The organism is Micromonospora sp. HK10 (assembly GCF_000982955.1).
Lineage (GTDB): Bacteria > Actinomycetota > Actinomycetes > Mycobacteriales > Micromonosporaceae > Micromonospora.
Genome location: NZ_KQ058884.1, coordinates 1 through 21831, shown reverse-complemented (window position 1 = coordinate 21831; position 21831 = coordinate 1). Strand labels below are relative to the sequence as shown.

15 protein-coding genes are annotated in these 21831 nt (G+C 70.9%); 3 read left to right on the top strand and 12 right to left on the bottom strand.

What is annotated here, in order from left to right:
- Nucleotides 1–10: 10 nt before the first annotated feature.
- From yjfF to araB, 6 genes are all read right to left on the bottom strand, one after another.
- Entirely contained in the window at nt 11–1000 is a 990-nt protein-coding gene (gene yjfF, locus LQ51_RS27050) for a galactofuranose ABC transporter, permease protein YjfF (RefSeq protein WP_046570548.1), read from the bottom strand.
- Nucleotides 997–2067, bottom strand: a complete 1071-nt coding sequence (locus tag LQ51_RS27045) for an ABC transporter permease (RefSeq protein ID WP_046570547.1) — start codon at nt 2065–2067, stop codon at nt 997–999. Before LQ51_RS27045 ends, yjfF begins: the two co-directional genes overlap by 4 nt.
- On the bottom strand, nt 2064–3605 hold the full coding sequence (locus LQ51_RS27040) for a sugar ABC transporter ATP-binding protein (RefSeq protein ID WP_046570545.1): 1542 nt from the start codon (nt 3603–3605) through the stop codon (nt 2064–2066). The genes LQ51_RS27045 and LQ51_RS27040 overlap by 4 nt, the downstream gene beginning before the upstream one ends.
- Before the next feature lie 135 nt (nt 3606–3740).
- Nucleotides 3741–4739, bottom strand: a complete 999-nt coding sequence (locus LQ51_RS27035; RefSeq protein ID WP_046570543.1) for an ABC transporter substrate-binding protein — start codon at nt 4737–4739, stop codon at nt 3741–3743.
- A 153-nt stretch (nt 4740–4892) separates the two neighbouring features.
- Nucleotides 4893–5585 (bottom strand): L-ribulose-5-phosphate 4-epimerase, encoded by a 693-nt coding sequence (locus LQ51_RS27030; RefSeq protein ID WP_046570542.1) that lies wholly within the window; start codon nt 5583–5585, stop codon nt 4893–4895.
- On the bottom strand, nt 5582–7264 hold the full coding sequence (gene araB / locus LQ51_RS27025; RefSeq protein WP_046570582.1) for a ribulokinase: 1683 nt from the start codon (nt 7262–7264) through the stop codon (nt 5582–5584). Before araB ends, LQ51_RS27030 begins: the two co-directional genes overlap by 4 nt.
- A 1300-nt stretch (nt 7265–8564) precedes the next feature.
- Between araB and LQ51_RS27020 the strand changes: the two genes are divergently transcribed.
- A complete protein-coding gene (locus LQ51_RS27020; protein ID WP_046570541.1) occupies nt 8565–9809 on the top strand; it encodes an IS256 family transposase in 1245 nt (414 codons plus the stop codon).
- 93 nt (nt 9810–9902) lie between these two features.
- Here LQ51_RS27020 and LQ51_RS27015 read toward each other — a convergent pair whose 3' ends face one another.
- Nucleotides 9903–10106, bottom strand: coding sequence for a hypothetical protein (locus LQ51_RS27015; RefSeq protein WP_046570540.1), 204 nt, complete (start codon nt 10104–10106; stop codon nt 9903–9905).
- Nucleotides 10107–10444: 338 nt separating this feature from the next.
- Between LQ51_RS27015 and LQ51_RS27010 the strand changes: the two genes are divergently transcribed.
- A complete protein-coding gene (locus LQ51_RS27010) occupies nt 10445–11923 on the top strand; it encodes an arabinofuranosidase catalytic domain-containing protein (RefSeq protein ID WP_046570539.1) in 1479 nt (492 codons plus the stop codon).
- A 155-nt stretch (nt 11924–12078) separates the two neighbouring features.
- Here the strand turns inward: LQ51_RS27010 and LQ51_RS27005 are convergent, their stop codons facing one another.
- The 4 genes from LQ51_RS27005 to LQ51_RS26990 form a co-directional block, all read right to left on the bottom strand.
- Nucleotides 12079–13065 carry a LacI family DNA-binding transcriptional regulator gene (locus tag LQ51_RS27005; RefSeq protein WP_197087931.1) on the bottom strand — a complete coding sequence of 329 codons (987 nt, stop codon included), beginning with the start codon at nt 13063–13065 and terminating at the stop codon, nt 12079–12081.
- A gap of 507 nt (nt 13066–13572) precedes the next feature.
- Complete coding sequence (locus LQ51_RS27000) at nt 13573–15114, bottom strand: non-reducing end alpha-L-arabinofuranosidase family hydrolase (RefSeq protein ID WP_046570537.1); 1542 nt, start codon at nt 15112–15114, stop codon at nt 13573–13575.
- Nucleotides 15115–15457: 343 nt separating this feature from the next.
- Nucleotides 15458–17839: a ricin-type beta-trefoil lectin domain protein gene (locus LQ51_RS26995; protein ID WP_046570535.1), complete on the bottom strand. Its 2382-nt coding sequence runs from the start codon at nt 17837–17839 to the stop codon at nt 15458–15460.
- Between the two features lie 80 nt (nt 17840–17919).
- A complete protein-coding gene (locus LQ51_RS26990) occupies nt 17920–19278 on the bottom strand; it encodes an RICIN domain-containing protein (RefSeq protein WP_082159682.1) in 1359 nt (452 codons plus the stop codon).
- Nucleotides 19279–19801: 523 nt separating this feature from the next.
- Between LQ51_RS26990 and LQ51_RS26985 the strand changes: the two genes are divergently transcribed.
- Nucleotides 19802–21187 (top strand): ricin-type beta-trefoil lectin domain protein, encoded by a 1386-nt coding sequence (locus tag LQ51_RS26985; RefSeq protein WP_046570532.1) that lies wholly within the window; start codon nt 19802–19804, stop codon nt 21185–21187.
- A gap of 14 nt (nt 21188–21201) precedes the next feature.
- Here the strand turns inward: LQ51_RS26985 and LQ51_RS26980 are convergent.
- On the bottom strand, nt 21202–21831 hold a 630-nt coding region (locus tag LQ51_RS26980; protein WP_046570531.1), incomplete at its 5' end, for an AbfB domain-containing protein.

The following is a 21831-nucleotide window of genomic DNA, read 5'->3' as shown; positions in this document are numbered from 1 at the left end:
AGATGGTCGGTCACTTGTAGCGGATTCCGATCAGACGTTGGAGCAGGATGAACGCGAAGAGCAGGCCGCCGATCACGATCTTGGTCCACCAGGAGTTGAGGCTGCCGTCGAACGTGATCAGCGTCTGGATGACCCCGAGCACGAGCACGCCCAGCACGGTGCCGAAGACGTAGCCCGAGCCGCCGGTGAGCACGGTCCCGCCGATGACCACGGCGGCGATGACGTCCAGTTCCATGCCGACGGCGATCAGCGGCGCGCCGGAGAGGGTGTAGAAGGAGAGCAGGATGCCGCCGATCGCCGCACAGAGACCGCTGATGGTGTAGACGGCGATCCGGGTCCGCCCGACCGGCAGGCCCATCAGCAGCGCCGACTGCGGGTTGCCGCCGATGGCGTACACGTTGCGGCCCAGCCGGGTGTAGGCCAGCGTGTACGCCGCAACGGCGACCACCGCGAAGGCGATGAGCACGCTGATCGAGACGAAGTTTCCGCTCGGGTTCCCGATCCGTTCCTGCGACATCCTGGTCCAGAACCCGTCGGTGATCGGGATCGACGAGCCGCTGATGAAGGTGCACATGCCGCGGGCGAAGAACATTCCCGCGAGGGTGACGATGAACGGTTGGATGTCGAAGAAGTGGATCACGCAGCCCATCAGGAAACCGAGCGTCGGGCCGATGAGCAGCGCGATGACCAGCACCAGCGCCGCCGGCAGCCCTTCCCGCAGCAGGAACGCCGACACCATGGCGGTCATCGCGACGACCGAGCCGACGGAGAGGTCGATCCCACCGGTGAGGATCACGAAGGTCATCCCGACCGCGACGACGAGCAGGAAGCCGTTGTCGATGAAGACGTTGAAGATCACCTGGATGTTCGAGAACGCCCGGTACTGCGAGACGCCGACGCCGTAGAGGACCAGCAACAGGACCAGGGTGGCCAGGACCGGGACGTGCCGCCGGGGCAGTCGCGACCAGGTGCGGGTGGTCAACAGGGACAGGGTGGTCATGCCGGCACCTGCTCCTTCGGCTGCTCGGTCACGGGGGCGGGCGCGGCCGCTGAGGGCCGGCGTCGGGCGAACCGGGCCCGGAAGCCCGGCGCCTGGATGAGGCAGACCGCGATGACCACGACCGCCTTGAACAGCAGCGAGGTCTGGGGCGAGATGTTCATGGCGTACACCGTGGTGGTGAGGGTCTGGATGAGCAGCGCGCCGAGGATGGTGCCGCCCAGGGAGAACCGGCCACCGGCGAGCGAGGTGCCGCCGATGACCACGGCGAGGATCGCGTCGAGTTCGACCCAGAGCCCGGCGGCGTTGCCGTCGGCGCTGGACACGTTCGCCGTCATCATGAAGCCGGCGACCGCGGCGCAGGCCGCGCTGATCACGTACACCAGGAAGGTGATCCGCGCGGAGCGGATGCCGGCCAGCCGGCTGGCCTGGGCGTTGCCGCCGACCGACTCGATGATCAGGCCGAGCGCGGTCCGCCGGGTGAACGCGGCGACCACCAGCGCGGCGGCGAGCGCGATGAAGATGGCCAGCGGCAGGGTCAGCAGATGACCGACGCCGATCGCCTTGTACGGGTCGGAGTTGATGGTGAGGATCTGCCCCTCGGTGATCAGCTGGGCCAGGCCCCGGCCGGCGACCATGAGGATCAGGGTGGCGATGATCGGCTGGATACCGATGACGGCGACCAGCACGCCGTTCCAGGCGCCGAGCACCAGCGCCACCCCGAGGCCCAGGGCCAGCGCGGTGAGCACGCCGCCGACGCTGTTCTGGTCGGGCTGTTCGCTGATGTGCAGGCAGGCGATCGCGCCGCTGATCGCGCAGAGCGAGCCGACGGAGAGGTCGATGCCGCCGGTGGCGATCACCAGCGTCATGCCGAGCGCGACGAGGATCAGCGGCGCGCTCAGCCGCAGGATGTCGATCAGGCTGCCGTACAGGTGGCCGTCGCGCATCTGCACGGACAGGAAGCCGGGCCGGTACACGGTGTTCGCGGCCAGCAGGACGACGAGGACGACGATCGGCCAGAAGAGCCGGTGTGTGGTCAACGCCCGGTAGCCGGCGGTTCGGTTGCTCATGACGGCACCCCCTCGTGCCCGGCGCCGGCGGCGATGCTCTGCATGATCCGGTCGGCGTCGACGTCCTGGTCGTTGGTGAGCTGCGCGACCATCTCCCGGTCGCGCAGCACGGCGATCTTGTGGCTGAGGCGCAGCACCTCCTCCAACTCGGCGGAGACGAAGAGCACCGCCATGCCGCCGTCGGAGAGCTGGGCGACCAGCCGCTGGATCTCCGTCTTGGCACCGATGTCGATGCCGCGGGTCGGCTCGTCGAGGATGAGCAGGCGCGGCTCGGTGATCAGCCAACGCGCGAGCAGCACCTTCTGCTGGTTGCCGCCGGAGAGGTTGCCCACCGGGAGCTCGGGGTCCGCCGGCCGGATGCTCAACGCCCGCACGTACCGCTCGACCAGCTCGTCCTGGCGGCGGCGGGGAATGGGCCGCAACCAGCCCCGGGCGGCCTGCATCGCGAGGATGATGTTCTCCCGTACGGACAGCTCGGCGATGATCCCCTCGGCCCGCCGGTTCTCCGAGCAGAAGCCGATGCCGTGCCCGATGGCGGCCACCGGGGTACGCAGCGACGCCGGCGACCCCTGCACCCGGACGTCGCCGTGGTCGGCGCGGTCGGCGCCGAACAGCAGCCGGGCCACCTCGGTACGACCCGACCCGAGCAGGCCGGCGAGGCCGACCACCTCACCCTCGTGGATGGTCAGACTGAACGGCGCCACCGCCGAGCGGCGGCCCAGCTCGTGCACGTCCAGCAGCGGGGTGCCCGTGGCCCGGTCGGTGGCGGCCCGGCGGGGCTGCTCGTCGAGGCGCTCGAGCACCCGCAGCTCCTTGCCGATCATCTTCTCCACGAGGCCGAGCTGGGGCAGCTCGCCGGTCAGGTACTCGCCGACGAGTTGGCCGTTGCGCAGCACGGTGATCCGGTCGGCGATCTCGTAGACCTGGTCCAGGAAATGGGTGACGAACAGGATGGCGATGCCGTCGTCGCGCAGCTGCCGCATGACCCGGAACAGCTGGGCGACCTCACCGGCGTCGAGGCTGGAGGTCGGCTCGTCCAGGACCAGGACGCGGGCCTTGATGTCGATGGCGCGGGCGATCGCCACCATCTGCTGCACGGCCAGGGAGTAGCTGCCGAGCTGCGCGTTGACGTCGATGTCCAGGTCGAGCCGGGCGAGCAGGGCCCGCGCCTGGCGGCGCATCTCGCCCCAGCGGACCGCGCCGAGCCGCCGGGGCTCCCGGCCGATGAAGATGTTCTCCGCCACCGAGAGGTTCGTGCAGAGGTTCACCTCCTGGAAGACGGTGCTCACCCCGGCGGCGGTGGCCTGCATCGGACCGGTGAAGGACACCTGCTCGTCGGCGAGCGTCACGGTGCCCTGGTCGGTGCCGTAGACACCGGTCAGCACCTTGATGAGGGTCGACTTGCCGGCGCCGTTCTCGCCCATCAGGGCGTGCACCTCGCCGGGAAAGAGGCGGAAGTCCACGTTGTCGAGCGCGCGGACCCCGGGGAACGACTTGCTGATCCCCGTCATCGTCAGGACTGGATGGCTGCCTGTCATGCCACCGGACCTTTCCTCCTGAGGTTGGTGAGAAGGCGACCGGCGTGCTCCGGTCGATCGGGCCGCGCGGCGGCCGGGCCCGAGGCCCGGCCGCCGCATCGGGTTCCGGGGGTGTCGGCACCCCCCGGGGTCCGGTCAGTACTTGCGGTTGGGCAGCGCCTCCTTGGCCTGCTCCTGGGTGAAGGTGGTCTCCTCGGTCTCGATCCGGGCCGGGACCTCCTCGCCGTTGTGCACCTTCTTGGCCAGCTCCATGAGCTGGGGGCCAAGCAGCGGGCTGCACTCGGCGATGAAGTTAAACTTCCCGTCGGCCAGGGCCTGCATGCCGTCCTTCACCGCGTCGACCGTGATGATGGTGATGTCCTTGCCGGGCACCTTGCCGGCCGCGGTGATCGCCTCGAGCGCGCCCAGGCCCATGTCGTCGTTGTGCGCGAAGAGCACGTCGATCTTCGGGTTGGCCTTGAGGAACTGCTCCATCACCTGCTTGCCGCCGGCACGGGTGAAGTCACCGGACTGCGACGCGATGATCTTGAGGTTCGGGTTGGCCGCGATCGCCTCGGCGAAGCCCTTCTTCCGGTCGTTCGCCGGCGCCGAACCGGTCGTGCCCTGCAGCTCGACGATGTTGACCGGGCCGCTGGCCGCCTTCTTCTGCTCGACCAGCCACTCCCCGGCGAGCCGGCCCTCCTTGACGAAGTCCGAGCCGAGGAAGGTCTTGTAGAGGGACTTGTCGGCCGAGTCGACCGCCCGGTCGGTGAGGATGACCGGGATCTTGGCGTCCTTGGCCTCCTTGAGCACGGTGTCCCATCCGGACTCCACCACCGGCGAGAAGGCGATCACGTCCACCTTCTGCTGGATGAAGTTGCGGATGGCCTTGATCTGGTTCTCCTGCTTCTGCTGCGCGTCGTCGAACTTCAGCTCGATCCCGGCGGCCGAGGCGGCCTCCTTGATCGAGGTGGTGTTCGCCGTACGCCAGCCGCTCTCCGCACCGACCTGGGAGAAGCCGAGCGTGATCTTGCCGTCGTCGCCCTTGCCGGCGTTGTCGCCCGTGTCGCTGTTGCCGCAGGCCGCCGTGCCGGTGGCGAGCAACGCCGCGGCGAGCACCGCGATGACCTTTCGGGACGGCAGGTAGGTCCTCATTCTCTTCACCGCAAATCTCCTCGGGGTAACCGTTCCGGGGCCGTACGCCTCGAGGGCGTGCGTCCCGCGCTGGTGGTGGTGCTGGTCAGGTGGTCCGAAGGTGGTGCGACGCGGACGGCCCGCTGTGGACGGCCGCGCGATTCAGGGCGGCCGTCAGGGGCTCGCGGGTGAGGGGGATCGCTGTCCGTAGACGTTCTGGTAGCGCTCGTACAGGGCGTCGATGTCGGCCGCCGCCATCGGCAGCGGCTCGCCGAGCGCCCGGGTCAGGTGGGCGGTGCGGGCGACGTCCTCACACATCACCGCGGCCTTGACCGCGGCGCGGGCGTCCCGGCCGATGGTGAAGACGCCGTGGTTGCGCATGAGCACGGCCGGCGAGCGGTGCCCGGCGAGGGTCGCCACGATCCCCTTGCCGATGTCGTCACCGCCGATCAGCGCGAACGGGCCGATCGGGATCTCGCCGCCGAACTCGTCGGCCTGGGCGGTGAGGTGGCAGGGGATGGACTCGCCGCGGGCCGCCCAGGCGGTCGCGTACCCGCTGTGGGTGTGCACCACGCCGCCCACCTCGGGCATGGCGCGGTAGACGTACGCGTGCGCGGCGGTGTCGCTCGACGGCGCGTGGTCCCCCTCGACCACCAGCCCGTCGAGATCGCACACGACCATGTTCTCCGGGGCGAGGTCGTCGTAGTCGACCCCGCTCGGCTTGATCACCATGAGGTCGTGACCGGGCACCCGGGCCGAAACGTTCCCCGAGGTCCAGGCGACCAGCCCGTAGCGGGTGAGTTCGCCGTGCAACCGGGCGACGCTCTCCCGCAGCCCCCGCAGCTGCTGACCGAGCTCGGCACTCATGCGACCACCTCCAACGGTGTCGTGACCTGGGCCGCCGACGGCTGGACGGCGGCGTTGCGGATCGCGCGCAACCGGGACATGACGTCGTTGCCGCCGCGTCCGAAGTGGTCGTGCAGGGCCCGGTACTCGGCGTACAGCGCGTCGTAGGCACGCGCCCGTTCCGGATCCGGCTGGTAGGCGTCCCGGTCCACCCGGCCCATCGCGGCCGAGGCCGCGTAGACGTCGGGGTACGCGCCGGCCGCGACCGCCGCGTGGATCGCCGAGCCCAGCGCGGGCCCCTGCGCCGAACCGATGAGGTGCAGCGGCCGGTTGGTGACGTCGCTGTAGATCTGCATGAGCAGCGGGTTGGCGGTCAGGCCGCCGGCCACCACGAGTTCCCGGACCGGCACGCCCGCCTCGGTGAACGCTTCGATGATCATGCGGGTGCCGTAGGCGGTGGCCTCCAACAGCGCGCGGTAGATGTCCGCCGGCCGGGTGGCCAGGGTCAGCCCCACGATGAGACCGCTCAGGTCGTGGTTGACCAGCAGCGAGCGGTTGCCGTTCCACCAGTCCAGGGCGATCAGCCCGTGCCCGCCGACCGGCTGCGCCGCGGCCAGCTCGGAGAGCCGCTGGTGCGAGTCCGCACCCGCCGGGGCGGCCTGCTCGACGAACCAGCCGAAGATGTCGCCGACCCCGCTCTGGCCGGCCTCGTACCCCCAGGCGCCGGGGCTGAGGCCGCCCTCGACGACGCCGCACATGCCGGGCACCTCCGCCAGCTCGGTGCCGTTGACCACGTGGCAGGTGGAGGTGCCCATGATGGCCACCAGGTGGCCGGGCACCAGGGCCTGCGCGGACGCGGCGGTGACGTGGGCGTCGACGTTGCCGGCCGCGACCGCGATGCCCTCGGGCAGCCCGGTCCAGGCCGCCGCCTGGGCGGTCAGGCCACCGGCCCGGGCGCCCAGCGGCAGCAACGGGCCGTCCAACTTGTCGACGAAGTCGGCGAAGTCCGGGTCCAGCGCCGCCAGGAAGTCCGGGGACGGGTACCGGCCGTCCTGCCGGATGCCCTTGTAGCCGGCGGTGCAGATGTTGCGGGTCTCGGCGCCGCACAGCTGCCAGACGATCCAGTCGGCCGCCTCGACGAACCGGGTGGCCCGCCGGTAGACCTCCGGGTCCTCGTCGAGGAGCTGCAGGCCCTTCGCGAACTGCCACTCGGCGGAGATCTTCCCGCCGTACCGGCCGAGCCACGACTCGCCGCGCTCCTGCGCCAGGGCGTTGATCCGGTCGGCCTGCGGCTGCCCCGCGTGGTGCTTCCACAGCTTCACCCAGGCGTGCGGCCGGTCCCGCAGCTCGGGCACCTCGCAGAGCGGGGTGCCGTCGGCCAGCGTGGGCAGGATCGTGCAGGCGGTGAAGTCGGTGGCGATGCCGATGACCCGGGTCGGGTCGATCCCGGCGGCGGCCACCGCGGCCGGCACCGCGTGGCGCAGCACGTCCCGGTAGTCCTCCGGATCCTGCAGGGCCCAGTCGGGCGGGAGCGGCACACCGCTCGGCAGCGCTGACTCGAGCACGCCGTGCCGGTACTCGTGGACCGCGGTGCCCAGCTCCGCGCCGTCGCTCACCCGGACCACCAGTGCCCGACCCGACAGTGTCCCGAAGTCGACCCCGACGACGTACCGGTCGCCCGGTCCGTCCACACCCATCATCTCCACCTCCGCGTGCCGTGGCTCACATTGTTAGCGCTCACATCGGCGTTGGTCAAGACGCGATCGCAACAGTCCCGTAACGACGCGGCCCACCGACCCCATCGGGTCACCTCGATCGAGCCGGAGGGACGCGATGAGCGGATGTTAACGTTCACAGTTGTCGATGCGCCGCCCAAGTCCTTCCTGGGCCGGCACGTCGCTCGACACCGGTCCGAAGATCTGTTAGCGCTAACCCGCCCGCTCGTCGCGACGCCGCCCGCGGGCGTCGGCCCGGACTGCGCCATGCCGTGGCCGCCGCCCGACCCGTTAGCCCGGACTGCGCCATGCCGTGGCCGCCGCCCGACCAGTTAGCCCGGACTGCGCCATGCCGTGGACACCGCCCGAGCCGTCAGCCCGGACTGCGCTATCCCGTGGTCATTGCCCGAGCGGTCGGCGCGGATTGCGCCGTCCCGTGGTCACCGTCCGAGCCGTTGGGGCGGGTTGTGCGTCCCGTGGTCATCGCCCGAGCGGTCGGCCCAGATTGCGCCGTCCTGTGGCCACTGCCCGAGCGGTCGGTGCGGATCGCGCCGTCCTGTGGTCATAGCGCGCGAGCGGTTGGGGCGGATTGCGCCGCCCCCGTGGTCATCATGCGAGCGGTTGGGGTGGATTGCGCTATCCCGTGGTCACCGCGCGAGCGGTTGGGGCGGATTGCGCTATCCCGTGGTCACCGCCCGACCCGTCAGCCCGGCTGCGCCATACCGTGGCCACCGGCCGACCCATAGGCCCGAACTGCGCCATACCGTGCCCACCGCCCGACCCGTCAGCCCAGCCATCCGTGCCCACCGCCGGACCCATAGGGCCGGACCGCGCCATCCCGTGGCAACCGCCGGACCCATAGGCCCGGACTGCGCCATCCCGTGCCCACTCCGCCCGACCCGTCAGCCCGGCTGCGCCATACCGTGGCCACCGGCGGCCCCACAGGCCCGGACTGCGCCAAACCGTGCCCACCGCCCGACCCATAGGGCCGGACTGCGCCATCCCGTCGCCACCGCCCGACCCATAGGGCCGGACCGCGCCATCGCGTGGCCACCGGCCGACCCATAGGCCCGGACTGCGCCGTACCGTGGCCACCGCCCGACCCGTCAGCCCGGACTGCGCCATCCCGTCACCTCCAAGCCGCCGGCTTCTGGCTGGCGCGGGATGGGTTGCGTCCACGAGAGTGGTGTACGACTTGCCCGTGATGGGCGTGTTGCGTAGATGAGAGACGGCCATCGCGTCGATCCTTCAAGACGACCAAGTCAGAGAAGGAAGAGAGGACGCGATGGCCGCTTCAGAGAGTGTGAACCCTGTTGAACTGCTGCGCGAGCAGATCGCGGGCGCGTCGCCGGACATGTTGCAGGCGATGATCAAAACGTTCGCGCAGGCGGTGATGTCCGCCGAGGCCGACGCGATCTGCGGCGCCGGCTATGGGCAGCGCAGCGACGAGCGGGTCAATTCCCGCAACGGATACCGAGCTCGGGAGTGGGACACCCGGGCCGGCACGATCGACCTGGCGATCCCGAAGCTGCGCCAGGGCAGCTACTTCCCGGACTGGCTGCTGACGCACCGTCGGCGGGCGGAGCAGGCTCTGGTGTCGGTGGTGGCGACGTCGTATCTGCTCGGGGTGTCGACCCGGCGGGTGGAGAAGCTCGTTGAGCAACTCGGCATCCGGCAGCTGTCCAAGTCGCAGGTCTCGGAAATGGCCGCCCACCTCGACGCCCAGGTCGAGGCCTTCCGCAACCGGCCCCTCGACTCAGGGCACTACACGTTCGTGTGGATGGACGCCCTGACGATGAAGGTCCGCGAGCACGGCCGCACGGTCAACGTCCACGCCCTGATCGCCGTCGGGGTCAACGCCGACGGACAACGCGAAGTCCTCGGCCTCGACGTCGCCTCCGACGAAGACGGCGCCGGCTGGCTGGCGTTTTTACGGTCGCTGACCGCCCGCGGCCTGACCGGTGTCCGCCTGGTCATCTCCGACGCCCACGCCGGACTCGTGCAGGCCATCGGGGCGGCTCTGCCGGGAGCCTCCTGGCAACGGTGCCGGACCCACTACCTGCGCAACCTGCTGACGAAGGTGCCGAAGTCTGCGCAGCCGTGGATAGCGACGCTGGTGCGAACGATCTTCGACCAGCCCGACACCGACGCCGTCCACGCCCAGTTCCAGCGCGTCGTAACCACGATCGAAGCCAAGTTCCCCGCCGCCGCTGAACACCTCGACGCCGCCCGCGACGACCTCCTCGCCTTCACCGGCTTCCCCCGCGAGATCTGGCGCCAGATCTGGTCGAACAACCCGCAGGAGCGGCTCAACAAGGAGATCCGCCGCCGCACCGACGTCGTCGGAATCTTCCCCAACCGCCCGGCGATCATCCGCCTCGTCGGCGCCGTCCTCGCCGAACAGACCGACGAGTGGACCGAAGGCCGCCGCTACATGGGCCTGGAGCTACTGGCCAAAGCCCGCCTTATCACCGTCGACACCGCCCAACACGACACCCAGCAGGCCGACCCGAACCCGATCGCCGCCTAACATCAAGCCGGATCCCGCGATGGCCGTCTCCTACACCACCAGCGCGGACGTGACCTCGGGATGTGGTGGCGCCCGGCCCGGTGGGCCGTGTGTTCAGTTTGATCGGGTTCGCACCGAGCGCGGCGAGCTGCGGATGTTGCCCAGCCAGCCCAGCGCACGACGGCGCACGGTGTTGTCCTTGCTGCGGGTGATGCGGATGCCCTGTCCGGTGCCCGCGGAGGTCTGGAACGACCCGCCGCCCATCCGGGTGAGGCCCTCCCGGTGAACCGAGCAGACGCGGGTGGCGTAGACCGACACTCGCCGAAGCGGCTCAGATGATCGCCGAGGCCCTGCCGGATCGTGCCCTGGGCCGCGTCTCTCGACCATGCCCTGTTACCGCTAACATCGCCCCGACCCGGTTCAAGTAACGGCCAGATGACCGCCGATGTCGACAGTCGACTCCGGCCCGACCCGGACACCGTCGACCCGACCGCCCCGCCCTCCCTGATCAACTGCGGTAATTGGCAGGTGATGGGTGCCCTGACCCGGGCACGACCCCGCCCAACGCGCACCGGACGTTGACAGATACGGATGTGAACGCGACGCTACTTGTCGATGTTAGCGCTCACATGGTCGTCATCCACCCGGGAGGAACGATGAAACCGAACACCGGCCGCCGGCGCCGCCTGACGGCCACCCTCGCACCCCTGGTGCTGGTCGCCGCGATCACCGGCGGCGTCTCCGCCGCAACGCCCCAGGCCCGGGCGGCGACCACCGGGCCCTGCGACATCTACGCCTCCGGCGGCACGCCGTGCGTGGCCGCGCACAGCACCACCCGGGCGCTCTACGGCTCCTACAACGGGCCGCTCTACCAGGTCCGGCGCTCGTCCGACAACGGCACCCGCGACGTCGCGCCGCTCGCCCCGGGAGACGTGGCCAACGCCGCCACGCAGGACACCTTCTGCGCCGGCACGAACTGCGTCATCTCCGTCATCTACGACCAGTCCGGTCGGGGCAACCACCTCACCCAGGCACCGCCGGGCGGCTTCTCCGGCCCGGCGGCCGGCGGCTACGACAACCTCGCCGACGCGACCCTCGCGCCGGTCACCGTCAACGGTCACAAGGCGTACGGCGTGTTCGTGGCGCCCGGGACCGGCTACCGCAACAACAACACCAACGGCATCGCCCGGGGCGACCAGCCGGAGGGCATGTACGCCATCTTCGACGGCACCCACTACAACGGCGGCTGCTGCTTCGACTACGGCAACGCCGAGACCAACAGCCGGGACAACGGCAACGGCACCATGGAGGCCATCTACTTCGGCAACATCAAGGTCTGGGGTTACGGCACCGGACCGGGCCCCTGGGTCATGGCCGATCTGGAGAACGGCCTCTTCTCGGGGGTCAACGCCGGCTACAACGCCAACGATCCGACCGTGACGCACCGGTTCCTGACCGCCATCGTCAAGGGCGAGCCGAACCACTGGGCCATCCGGGCCGGCAACGCGCAGTCCGGCGGGCTGTCCACCTACTACAACGGGCCCCGCCCCAACGTCGCGGGCTACAACCCGATGAAGAAGGAGGGCGCGATCATCCTCGGCATCGGCGGCGACAACAGCCACGGCTCCGCCGGCACCTTCTACGAGGGCGTGATGACCTCCGGCTACCCCTCCGACGCCACCGAGAACTCGGTCCAGGCCAACATCAACGCCGCAGGCTACGCGGCGAGCACCGGCGGCACCCGGCAGAACGTCGAGATCGTGGGCAACCAGTCGGGCCGCTGCCTCGACGTGCCGGACGGCAGCACCACCAACGGGACCCAGGTCCAGCTCTGGGACTGCTGGGGTGGGAACATGCAGCGCTGGACGTACACCTCGGCCAAGCAGCTGACCGTGTACGGCAACAAGTGCCTCGACGCCGAGGGGGCCAGCACCACCGCGGGCACCCGGGCGATCATCTGGGACTGCAACGGGCAGTCCAACCAGCAGTGGAATTTGAACTCCAACGGCACCATCAGCGGCGTGCAGTCCGGGCTCTGCCTCGACGCGTACAACTGGGGCACCACGAACGGCACCAAGATCGTGCTCTGGACCTGCCACGGCGGGACCAACCAGCAGTTCGCCCTCCGCAACTGACCGCATCTCCGGCCGGTGCCGGCGACGGCATCACGGACGGGGTCCGGTCGACCCTGCGGCGGCGGACCAGCACCAGGATCAGGACGTTGGCGGGGTCGAGCCGTACCGCGCAGCGGAAACGGCTCCACCCCGCCGGCGGGGGCCGGCCCCGACGGTCAGCGGGCGGGCGGCCCGACGCTCTGCCGGGAGACCAGGGTCGGCGCTATGGTCTGCCGCAGCTCACCGACCGCCCCGGACCCGATCTGCGCCAGCAGCAGCTCCAGGCTGGCCTCAGCCACCGCGACGAAGTCCGGCCGGACGGTGGTCAGCGGCGGGATGAAGTACGCCGCCTCCGGCACGTCGTCAAAGCCGACCACGCTGATGTCGTCCGGCACCCGGCGGCCGTACTCGTGCAACGCGCGGAGCACCCCCAGCGCGAGATGGTCGTTGGCCGTGAAGATGGCGGTCACGTCGGGCATCCGGGCCAGCATCTGCCCGCACCGGTAGCCGGACGCCGCCGACCAGTCCCCCGGCACCAGCGGCGGCACCTCGGCGCCGGCAGTCCGCAGCGCCTCCCGCCAGCCCTCGATGCGGCCGGCGCTGTCGAACCAGTCGGCCGGCCCGGAGACGTGCCAGACCGTACGGTGGCCGGCCTCCAGCAGGTGCCGGGTGGCGTCCCGGGCACCGGCCACCTGGTCCACCGTCACCAGCGGCACCGGACGGCGCGGGTCGCCGTCGACGGTCACCAGGGGGACGTCCTTCGGCAGGTGTTCCAGCGCCTCACCGGCGGACTCCACCGGAGCGATGACCACGATGCCGGCCACCCGGTGGGCCAGGTGCCGCTCGACCGCGGCGGAGATGGAGACCCGGTCGAGGTCCCGCACGCTGCCCACGGTGACCGCGAAGCCCTCCTCGGCGGCGGTCTGCTCGAGCGCCGCCAGCAGCGACGCCGGACCGTACAGCGTGGTGTTCTGCGCGACCACCCCGATGACCTGCGACCGGCCGGTGACCAGCGCCCGAGCGGCCCGGTTGGGCCGGTAGCCGAGCTCGGCGATCGCCGCCTGCACCCGCAGCCGCGTCTGCTCACGGACGTTGGGGTGCCCGTTGAGCACCCGCGACACCGTCTGGTGGGAGACCCCGGCAAGGCGGGCCACATCCGTCATCGCGGGACCCCGCACGCGCTCACCCTCCCGCCAAGCCCCGACCGTGCTCCGGCGGTCGAACGCCGGAGCGGCTGGACGCACCATCCGCAGCCCTGCCCCCGGCCTCCCCGGGCCTGCCCAGGGCAGCCCGGCACGAGGCCAGCGTCAGTGTACGCCCAGCAAGCTTCCCGCCTCGGCGAGGCACGGCCGCGCCCACTGGTCGGAACGCCGGGGGCACCCGTGGTCGCCCGGACGACGCGGTCCCGGACGGATCGGGACGACGGCACGGACCGGAACGACGGGGTCGGGACGGGGTCGGGACGACGGCGGGCGCCGGAACGGCGGGGTCGGGGTCGGGACGAACGGCGGGCGGCGAGGCGCGGCCGGGATGACCGTGGGGTGGGCTCGGCCGCCCACCGAGCCCACCCACGGTCATCCCGGCCCCGTTCGGGGGTGGGACAGCTGGTCCGGTCCGGCGGCGCCGTCGCCGCGACCGCCGGAGATCCGGACCGGACCAGCGTCACTGCCCTAGCGCTGCAGGGTCAGCACCCCGGGCCGGTACGGCAGGAGGCCGTAGTCGCCGCCGGAGTTCGGGGACCGCCCCTGGTAGAGCAGTTGCAGGTTGCAGGGGTCGATGGTCTTGGTCTGGTCCGGGTTGCTCCGCACCAGGTCGCCGTGGCTGATGTCGTTGGTCCAGGTGGCACCGCTGTTGGCCTTGCCGGCGAAGGGGTTGCTCTCGCTGGTGGCCTGCGGCGTCCAGGACCCGCCGAGGCTGCTGGAGGTGTACGAGCGGAAGTAGCGGCCCTGCGAGCCGATCGACTCGACCAGCATGAGGTACTGGTTCTGGCCCTGGACCTTGTAGACCTCGACCCCCTCGAACAGGTTGTTGGTCGAGTCGCTCATGATCGTCGTGTAGCTGGAGCCGAAGTTGCCCGGGAAGTTCCCGATCGGCATGCTGGCCCGGTAGATCTTGCCGTTGTCCCCGGCGAAGAAGAGGTACATGTTCGAGCCGTCGCCGATGAGCGTCTGGTCGATGGGGCCGGTACCGGAGCCGGAGATGCTGCCGGTGAAGAGCGTCTGCTGTGCCGACCACCCGTTGACGTTGGTGGGATCGCTGGACGTCCGGTAGGAGAACGCGGTCCCGCCCCACTGGTAGGCGAGCACCCAGATGTTCTTCGGGGCGAAGTAGAACAGCGTCGGCGCGACAGCCGAGAAGGGCATCGCGTTCTGGGTGGCCGAGCCCATGTCGGACCAGTTCGTGAACGGGCTGAAGTTCATCGACCCCCACGACGATCCGGTGTCGTGCGTGGTGGCGTAGACGAGGTGCCGGCCGTTGTACACGACGTTGGTGAAGTCCTTCAGCGAGACCCAGCCCGACCGCGGGTTCGCCAGCGCGCCCGTCGACGACCAGCGGTAGGTCGACGGCAGCGAGCACGTGCCGCCCGGCGGCGGCGTGGTGGGCGGCGGCGTGGTGGGGTTGCCCCCGCCGCCGTCGACCCGGGCGAGCTGCCACTGCTGGTTGGAGCCGTTCCAGTCGTCGTACTGCACGATGCTGCCGCCGTCGGCGGTCGAGGCGCCCATCACCTCCATGGCCTTGTTGCTGTTCCGGTTGATCAGCCGGACGTAGCCGCTGTCGGAGTCGGCCAGCCGGAACTGCTGGTTGGCGGCGTTGTTGTCGGTCCACTGCACGATGTTGGCGCTGTTGGCGGTCGACCAGTTGTAGACGTCGAGCACCTTGCCGGACAGCCGGGACCGCAGCCGGTAGTAGCCGCCGCCCGAGTCCACGAACTGCCACTGCTGCTGGTTGCCGTTGTTGCGGGTCCACTGCACGATCCGGGCGCCGTCGTTCGTGGCCAGGTTGTAGACGTCCAGGGCCTTACCGCTGTTGCGGTTGACCAGCACGTACCACGCGCTCGTGTCGACCGTCGCCGCCGCGGCGGGCGTGGACACGACGACGGCGGCGGCGCCGCCGACCAGCACGGTCGCCGCGGCGGCGGCGACCACCCGCGGCAACCACCGGCGCGGGCGCGGGGGCGGCGCCAGGGATGGAGACGTACCAAAGGCAGACATGATCCTCCTCAATGACCGGAAGCCGAACGGTCACCCGCTGCGGCCGGGCTACCGGAACGCGTGACGGGGCGAGCGCGCAGGGTGTTAGCGCTAACAGCGGGATCGCCCGCCCTGCCCAACGACCTGAACCTGGGTGGCGACGAAACCAGGCCCGCCCGGTGAGCCGCGGGTCCCGCCGTCCTTGTCCATCGACTGTGAGCGATAACATATCGTTCGTCAAGACGTAATATTCGCGGTCCGCGGCAGCAAACCCCCGTACCTGGGGCGGATCCCGCGGTCGGCCCGCCGGAGGGCACCGCCGGCCGGGCGGCCGGGCTCGGAGCCCGACCGCCCGCGCCGCGGGTCAGGAACGCAACGTCCACTGCTGGTTCGCGCCCCCGTTGCACGCCCAGAGGACGAGCTTCGTGCCGTTCGCCGTGGCGGCGCCGTAGGCGTCCAGGCACAGCCCCGACTGGACGCCGGTCACCGTGCCGTTGGCGTTCAGGTTCCACTGCTGGTTGGACTGGCCGTTGCAGTCCCAGATGATCACCTGGGTGCCGTTCGTGGTGCCCTGCCCCGACGCGTCGAGGCACTTGCTGCCGTAGACCTGCAACTGCCGGCCGGCGGTGTAGGTCCACCGCTGGTTGGTGCCGCCGGTGCAGTCCCAGAGTTGCGCCTGGGTGCCGTTGGTGGTGCTGGATCCACCGATCTCGGCGCAGCGACCGGACTGGCCGCCCACGAGCTGTCCGCTCTGCTGGCCGCCGGTGCTCTGCACCCCGGCGGCGGCCATCACCGCCTGGGCGCCGGACGGCCAGTTGTTGTTCGTGACCGTCGTGTTGCCGGAGACCACGTTGCCGCGATCGCCGTTGGTCACGTTGCTGCTGCCGTTGGTCGACCAGTTCCCGGTGACGGTGAAGTTGCCCATGTTCTCCCCGCCCCAGTAGTTGGCGGTGGCCCAGGTGCCGGTCGAGGAGAAGACATTGGCGCGGGCGGTGTAGTAGCGGGAGCCCTCGTCGAAGTAGAGCCCGAACCAGCCGTTGCTGCGCAGGCAGTAGTTGTCGCTGATCAGCCCGTTCGGGTGGTTCGACAGGGTGTAGATGCAGGACCCGTCGGTCATCTGCTGCATGACGTCGTGGACGTAGTTGCCGGTGAGCTGGTTGTTGGACGCGGTGGTCGGCGTGCTGTAGCGCGGCTGGTAGTTGTACAAACCACGGTTGGCGTACTCGGTGCTGCCGCCGGCATCGTTGCTGCCCCACCCGTAACCGACCGACAGGCCGGTGTACGGCAGGTTGTAGACCTCGTTGTGGGTGACCGCGGCGGTGCTGACGTAGGTGGTCAGGACCGCCACGATGCCCCGGTAGTCCAGGCCGAGGTCGTGGATGCGGTTGTTGCTGACCGTGATGTTCCGGTTGGTCATGCGGGAGTCGCTCGGGTGGTGCGCGTCGGCCCGCACGCCGCCGACCACGATGCCGCCGGCGGAGCTACGGGCGATCTCGGAGCGGGTGATCGTGATGTTGCTGGCGCCGAGGCCGACCCCGCTCGCGTGGGCGTTCGCGTCGTTGCCGATGCCTACCGCGGTCTGGCCCAGGTTGACGAACTGGGAGTCGCTGAAGGAGATCGTGTTGGCCGCGGACACCTGCACGGCCGCCGGCATCTGGCTCCAGCCCGGCCGGGTGGCCTCGAACAGCTGGCAGCCCTCCTGACACGAGGTCAGGGCGTCGGCCGGCCGGGCCCAGGTGCCGGTGATGTGGGCGCCGGTCTGCTGGTCGGCGAAGCCCTGGTTGCTGCTCGGCCCCAGCCAGCTCGTGCCGCTGAAGGTGATCCCGCTGAACGAGATGTGGTGCGCCGGCGCGTCGTACGTCCCGCCGATGTCCAGCAGGGACGACAGCACCGGCAGCTCCACGCTGGTGGTGGCCATGTTCTGCCCGGCGAGCGGCAGGTAGGAGAGCGCGCCGGAGCCCGGGTCGAGGTACCACTCCCCCGGCGAGTCCAGGAACTCGTAGGCGTTGGCGAGGTAGAACGGGCCGGCCCGGTGCGGCCGGCTGAGCGTGTCGTAGCCGAACGTGTTGTTGTTCCACGCCGGCTGCTGCATGGTCAGCACGTTGCCCGCGATGCTCTGCACCGGCGCGTACCGGTCGGTGAACGAGCCGACGCTCTCCACCTCGATGCGGTTCTGGTTGGCGAGGTTGTTCAGGTAGCTCAGCGCGCTGTTGCTGAACCGCATGCCGGTGGTGGTGAAGGTGAAGTCGGCCCGGTTCACCGCCGTACGGGCGCGGGTGGCGACGGCGCCGTTGACGTAGAGCTGCCGGCTGTCGATTCCGGCGCCGACATTCGCCCGCCAGATGTTCTTTCCGGCGTCGACGAGCGACCAGCCGGTGACCGCCCGGGCCCCGCTGATCACCGGTCGGGCCGATGCGGCGGCACGCCAGACGACGCTGTAGCCGTTGTTGCCGGAGTCGGCGGCGGTCATGCGCAGCGGCGCGGCGAGCCGGTACACGCCGTCGGCCAACTCCACCACGATGTCGCCGGACATCGCGGCGTTCCGCGACCGTACCGCCTCCTGCGCGGCGGTCAGCGAGCACGGTTGGCTGGCGGAGCAGGCGCTACCCGTCCCGTTGGGTGCGGCGTAGAGGGTGGTGGTGGCCGCGGCGGCCGGCGAGGCGGCGACGAGCACCCCCGTGGCGCCGAGGACCGCCGCGGCGATCCCGGCGGCCAGGTGTCTGCGTCTGATCGGAGCTGGGGACATCGGAACGGTCTCCTGTCGTACGCGGTGGTGTGGTGGGGCGCCGGCCGGGACGGGGTTCCGGCCGGCGCCGGGTGGCTCCGTCAGAACTGGGCGAAGAACCGCCAGACCTCGCCCTTGGTCCAGGTCGTCACGCCGCTCTCGGCGTACGTGCCGTCGACCGGGCCCGGCATGTGGCCGTTGTCGAACGCCGCCCACTGCACCGGGTAGCCGGCACGGCAGCCGGAGTAGGCGGTGGTGATGTGGGTCCGGCTGCCCGGCGCCGGCTCGGGTGGGCTCTGCGGGGTGCAGCCGTTGTTCCGGACGAACGTGTCGCGCAGCGCCCGCCCCTGGGAGATGTTGAGCACGCTGTCGGTGATGCCGTGCAGCCCGAAGTACGCGATGGGTTGGGTCCCGCCGCTGCACCCGCTGATCTGCGCGCCGCTGAAGACCGCGACGGCCCGGAACACGTTCGCCCGGGCGCACGCCAGCGCGTAGCTCATGCCGCCGCCCCAGCTGAACCCGAGCGCGAAGAGCTGGCGGGTGTTGACGCAGAGAGCGCCCTCGATCTGCCGGATCATGTCGTCGACGAACGTGACGTCCTCGCCGCCGGAGTTGGCCCAGCCGTTGCCGAGGCCCTGCGGCGCGACCAGGATCGCGCTGTTGTTCGACTGCTCCAGCTGGCCGTAGTAGGACCAGGCGGCCCCGCTGGTGCCACCCGAGTCGACCTCGTTGGCGGTGCCGCCGCGCCAGTGGAACGCGAAGATCAGGCGGTACTGGCGGCTGCTGTCGTAGTTACCCGGCAGTCGCAGCAGGTAGCTGCGGCTCTTGCCACCGCTCTGGATGGTGTGGCTGCCGTTGGACAGCCCGGGCGCGTTGCCGCATCCGCCACCGGCGTTGCCACCGCCGGACACCAGGACCGGCTGCCACTGCTGGTTGGTGCCGTTCCAGTCGCTGTACTGCACGACGTTGGCGCCGTCGGTGGTGGCGGCGTTCTGGACCTCGACGGCCTTGCCGCTGTTGCGGTTGAGGAGACGGACGTAGCCGTCGGTGGAGTCGGCCAGCCGGAACTGCTGGTTGGTGCCGTTGTGGTCGCTCCACTGCACGACGGCCGCGCCGTCGGCGGTGGACGCGCCGTTGACGTCGAGGACCTTACCGGAGTTGCGGGACTTGAGGCGGTAGTAGCCGCCGCCGGAGTCGACGAACTGCCATTGCTGGTTGGTGCCGTTGTTGCGGGTCCACTGGGTGATGCGGGCGCCGTCGGCGGTGGAGGCGCCGTAGACGTCGAGGGCCTTGCCGCTGTTGCGGTTGACCAGGACGTACCAGGCATTGGTGTCGACCGACGCCGCGGCGGGCGCGGCCTGCAGCGTGACGAGCGAACCGGTCGCGACGAGCACCGCCGTGGCGGCGGCCAGTGCCGACCGCCAACGACGTCCGATCCAGGACGGGGCTGTCACCTTCATGAACCACTCCTTCCGGGCGGGACACGCGCGAGGGGGACGGGCGCGTGCCGCGTGGGCGGGTCGGCGCCGGAGCGCCGGCACGCCGAGATGGCCTGCGAGCAGATGTAGGGGGACGACTCACGGACCGGCGATGGCGGGTCCGGCGAGCCGGGCGCAGCCCGGGCCGAGCGGGCGCTGGGGTCGCCCGGCTCCCAGCCTCCGCCCAGCCCGGCACGGCCATGTTAGCGATAACAGCAGCGATCAGCAATGAAGAGCATCTATTTTGAATTGTCGACCCATCCCGCTACCGGCGGCCGACATCGTGGCGGGAAAAGTGTTATGAGTGATGCCCGCATATGGTCGACACAATAGGCAGGGCCGGCCTCTTGAACGCGTCCGGCCGTTCTGGCAATCTGCTGGCGTCACCGGGCGGCGCGCAGGCCGACCAACCGGACCGCCGACCACACCACCCGGCGAACGGCATCGCCCGACGCTGACGTCGCGGCCGGCCCGGCAGCACCTCCCCTCGAACCTCGGAGACGTCATGCAGCAGAGACTCCGGCGTACCCTGTTGGCACTGGTGCTGGCCGTGACCGGCACCCTCGCCGTGGTGGGGATCGGTTCGCCCGCGCAGGCGGCGACCGCGACGATCACGCCCGGCACCCCGTGGACGGACACCGCCGGCCGGCGGTTGCAGGCGCACGGCGCCGGCATCTTCACCGTCGGCTCGACCTACTACCTGGTGGGCGAGGACAAGAGCGCCGGAGCCACCTTCACCGCCGTCGCCTGCTACTCCTCCACCGACCTGGCGCACTGGACCCGGCAGACCGACGCGCTCTCCCGGCAGGCCAGCGGCGACCTCGCGGCCGGACGGATCGTGGAGCGGCCGAAGGTGATCTTCAACAGCGCCACCGGCCGCTACGTCATGTGGATGCACATCGACTCCAGCTCGTACGGGGACGCCCGCGCCGGGGTCGCGGTCAGCAGCACCCCGTGCGGCCCGTACACCTACCTGGGCTCCAGCCGGCCACTCGGCTTCCTGAGCCGGGACCTGGGCCTGTTCAAGGACGACGACGGCACCGGGTACCTGCTGACCGAGGACCGCGACCACGGCCTGCGGATCGACCGGCTCTCCGCCGACTACACCAGCGTGGCCGGCCCGGTCGCGGTCCTTGCGGACCTGGAGTCGCCGGCCATGGCGAAGGTCGGTGGCCGCTACTTCCTGCTCGCCTCGCACCTGACCGGCTGGTCCACCAACGACAACGTGTACGCGACGGCCACCTCGCTGGCCGGGCCGTGGAGCGAGTTCCGGAACGTGGCGCCGGCCGGCAGCCGCACCTACGACTCGCAGACGTCGTTCCTGCTGCCGGTCAGCGGCAGCGCCGGGACCAGCTACGTGTACCTGGGCGACCGGTGGAACCCCTCGGACCTGAACTCCTCACTGCCGGTCTGGCTGCCGATCACCCTCACCCCCGGCGGCACCGCCGCGCTGAGCTGGTTCAGCTCGTGGGGCGTCGACACCGCGAGCGGATCGCTGGCCCTGCCGGCGTCCCGGCTGGTCGGCGTCCAGTCCGGACGGTGCCTGAGCATCGTCGACGGTTCGACGGCCAACGGCGCGGCGGCCCAGCTGCGGACCTGCACCGGCGCGGCGTACCAGACCTTCGCGCCGAGTCCGGCCGGCGAGCTGAGGGTCTACGGCAACAAGTGCCTGGACGCCTACGGTCAGGGCACCGCGGCGGGCACCGCGGTGGTGATCTGGGACTGCAACGGCGGTGACAACCAGAAGTGGATGCTGGCCGCCGACGGCACCGTCCTCGGCGTCCAGTCGCGGCTCTGCCTGGACGTCAGCGGCCAGGCCACGAACGACGGGGCGAAGGTCCAGCTCTGGACGTGCAACGGCGGGGCCAACCAGCGGTGGAACCGGAGCTGACCCGCCCGGGCGCGTCAGCCGGCCAGGGGCGGGCGGACCCGGAACGAGCCGTCGGCGCGGAAGGCGGCGCTGCCGTCGGCCTGGTCCACCCAGAGCTGCCCGTCGCGGTGCCGCACGAACCAGCCGGGATAGTTCGACGCCTCCAGCGACGTCGTGGCGGGAGCGGCCCCGTCCCGGGGGCAGAAGGTGGCGTCCCCCCGGAACAGCTCCGTCCCCTGGTCCGGGCTCAGCTGTAGCCGCCAGTTGGCGTGCCGCAGGTAGCGGCCGTCCCGGGCGCGGAAGGAGAAGCACCGGGCGTCGGCCAGGCCGGCGAGCACGGTGAAGGTGGCCTGGCGGCGGGCCGCCTCGGTGCTGTCCGGCCCGAGCGGCAGCAGGACACCGAGATCGTCGACGATCGCGACGTACCGTCCGGTCGCGGTGGCCGCCTCGAGCGACACGGGCCGGCCGGCGGTCAGCGAGGCGGTCCGGACGGCGGACGGTTTCGGTGCCGGTGGCGCCGGGGCGGCCGGCTCCCGCGAGGTGACCGCCGGCGCCGGGGCGGCGGTGGTACGCGGCCCGGCCGGGGACGGTGGCGCCGCGACCGGCGCGGGCGGCGCGGGCGTGGGCAGCACGGCCACGGTGACGGCGGCGCCGGCGGCGAGGGC

What these genes read in the sequence shown, in the direction of transcription:
- yjfF (WP_046570548.1), bottom strand. Translation starts at nt 1,000, where the DNA reads ATGACCACCCTGTCCCTGTTGACCACCCGCACCTGGTCGCGACTGCCC.
- LQ51_RS27045 (WP_046570547.1), bottom strand. Translation starts at nt 2,067, where the DNA reads ATGAGCAACCGAACCGCCGGCTACCGGGCGTTGACCACACACCGGCTC.
- LQ51_RS27040 (WP_046570545.1), bottom strand. Translation starts at nt 3,605, where the DNA reads ATGACAGGCAGCCATCCAGTCCTGACGATGACGGGGATCAGCAAGTCG.
- LQ51_RS27035 (WP_046570543.1), bottom strand. Translation starts at nt 4,739, where the DNA reads ATGAGGACCTACCTGCCGTCCCGAAAGGTCATCGCGGTGCTCGCCGCG.
- LQ51_RS27030 (WP_046570542.1), bottom strand. Translation starts at nt 5,585, where the DNA reads ATGAGTGCCGAGCTCGGTCAGCAGCTGCGGGGGCTGCGGGAGAGCGTC.
- araB (WP_046570582.1), bottom strand. Translation starts at nt 7,264, where the DNA reads ATGATGGGTGTGGACGGACCGGGCGACCGGTACGTCGTCGGGGTCGAC.
- LQ51_RS27020 (WP_046570541.1), top strand. Translation starts at nt 8,565, where the DNA reads ATGGCCGCTTCAGAGAGTGTGAACCCTGTTGAACTGCTGCGCGAGCAG.
- LQ51_RS27010 (WP_046570539.1), top strand. Translation starts at nt 10,445, where the DNA reads ATGAAACCGAACACCGGCCGCCGGCGCCGCCTGACGGCCACCCTCGCA.
- LQ51_RS27005 (WP_197087931.1), bottom strand. Translation starts at nt 13,065, where the DNA reads ATGACGGATGTGGCCCGCCTTGCCGGGGTCTCCCACCAGACGGTGTCG.
- LQ51_RS27000 (WP_046570537.1), bottom strand. Translation starts at nt 15,114, where the DNA reads ATGTCTGCCTTTGGTACGTCTCCATCCCTGGCGCCGCCCCCGCGCCCG.
- LQ51_RS26995 (WP_046570535.1), bottom strand. Translation starts at nt 17,839, where the DNA reads ATGTCCCCAGCTCCGATCAGACGCAGACACCTGGCCGCCGGGATCGCC.
- LQ51_RS26990 (WP_082159682.1), bottom strand. Translation starts at nt 19,278, where the DNA reads ATGAAGGTGACAGCCCCGTCCTGGATCGGACGTCGTTGGCGGTCGGCA.
- LQ51_RS26985 (WP_046570532.1), top strand. Translation starts at nt 19,802, where the DNA reads ATGCAGCAGAGACTCCGGCGTACCCTGTTGGCACTGGTGCTGGCCGTG.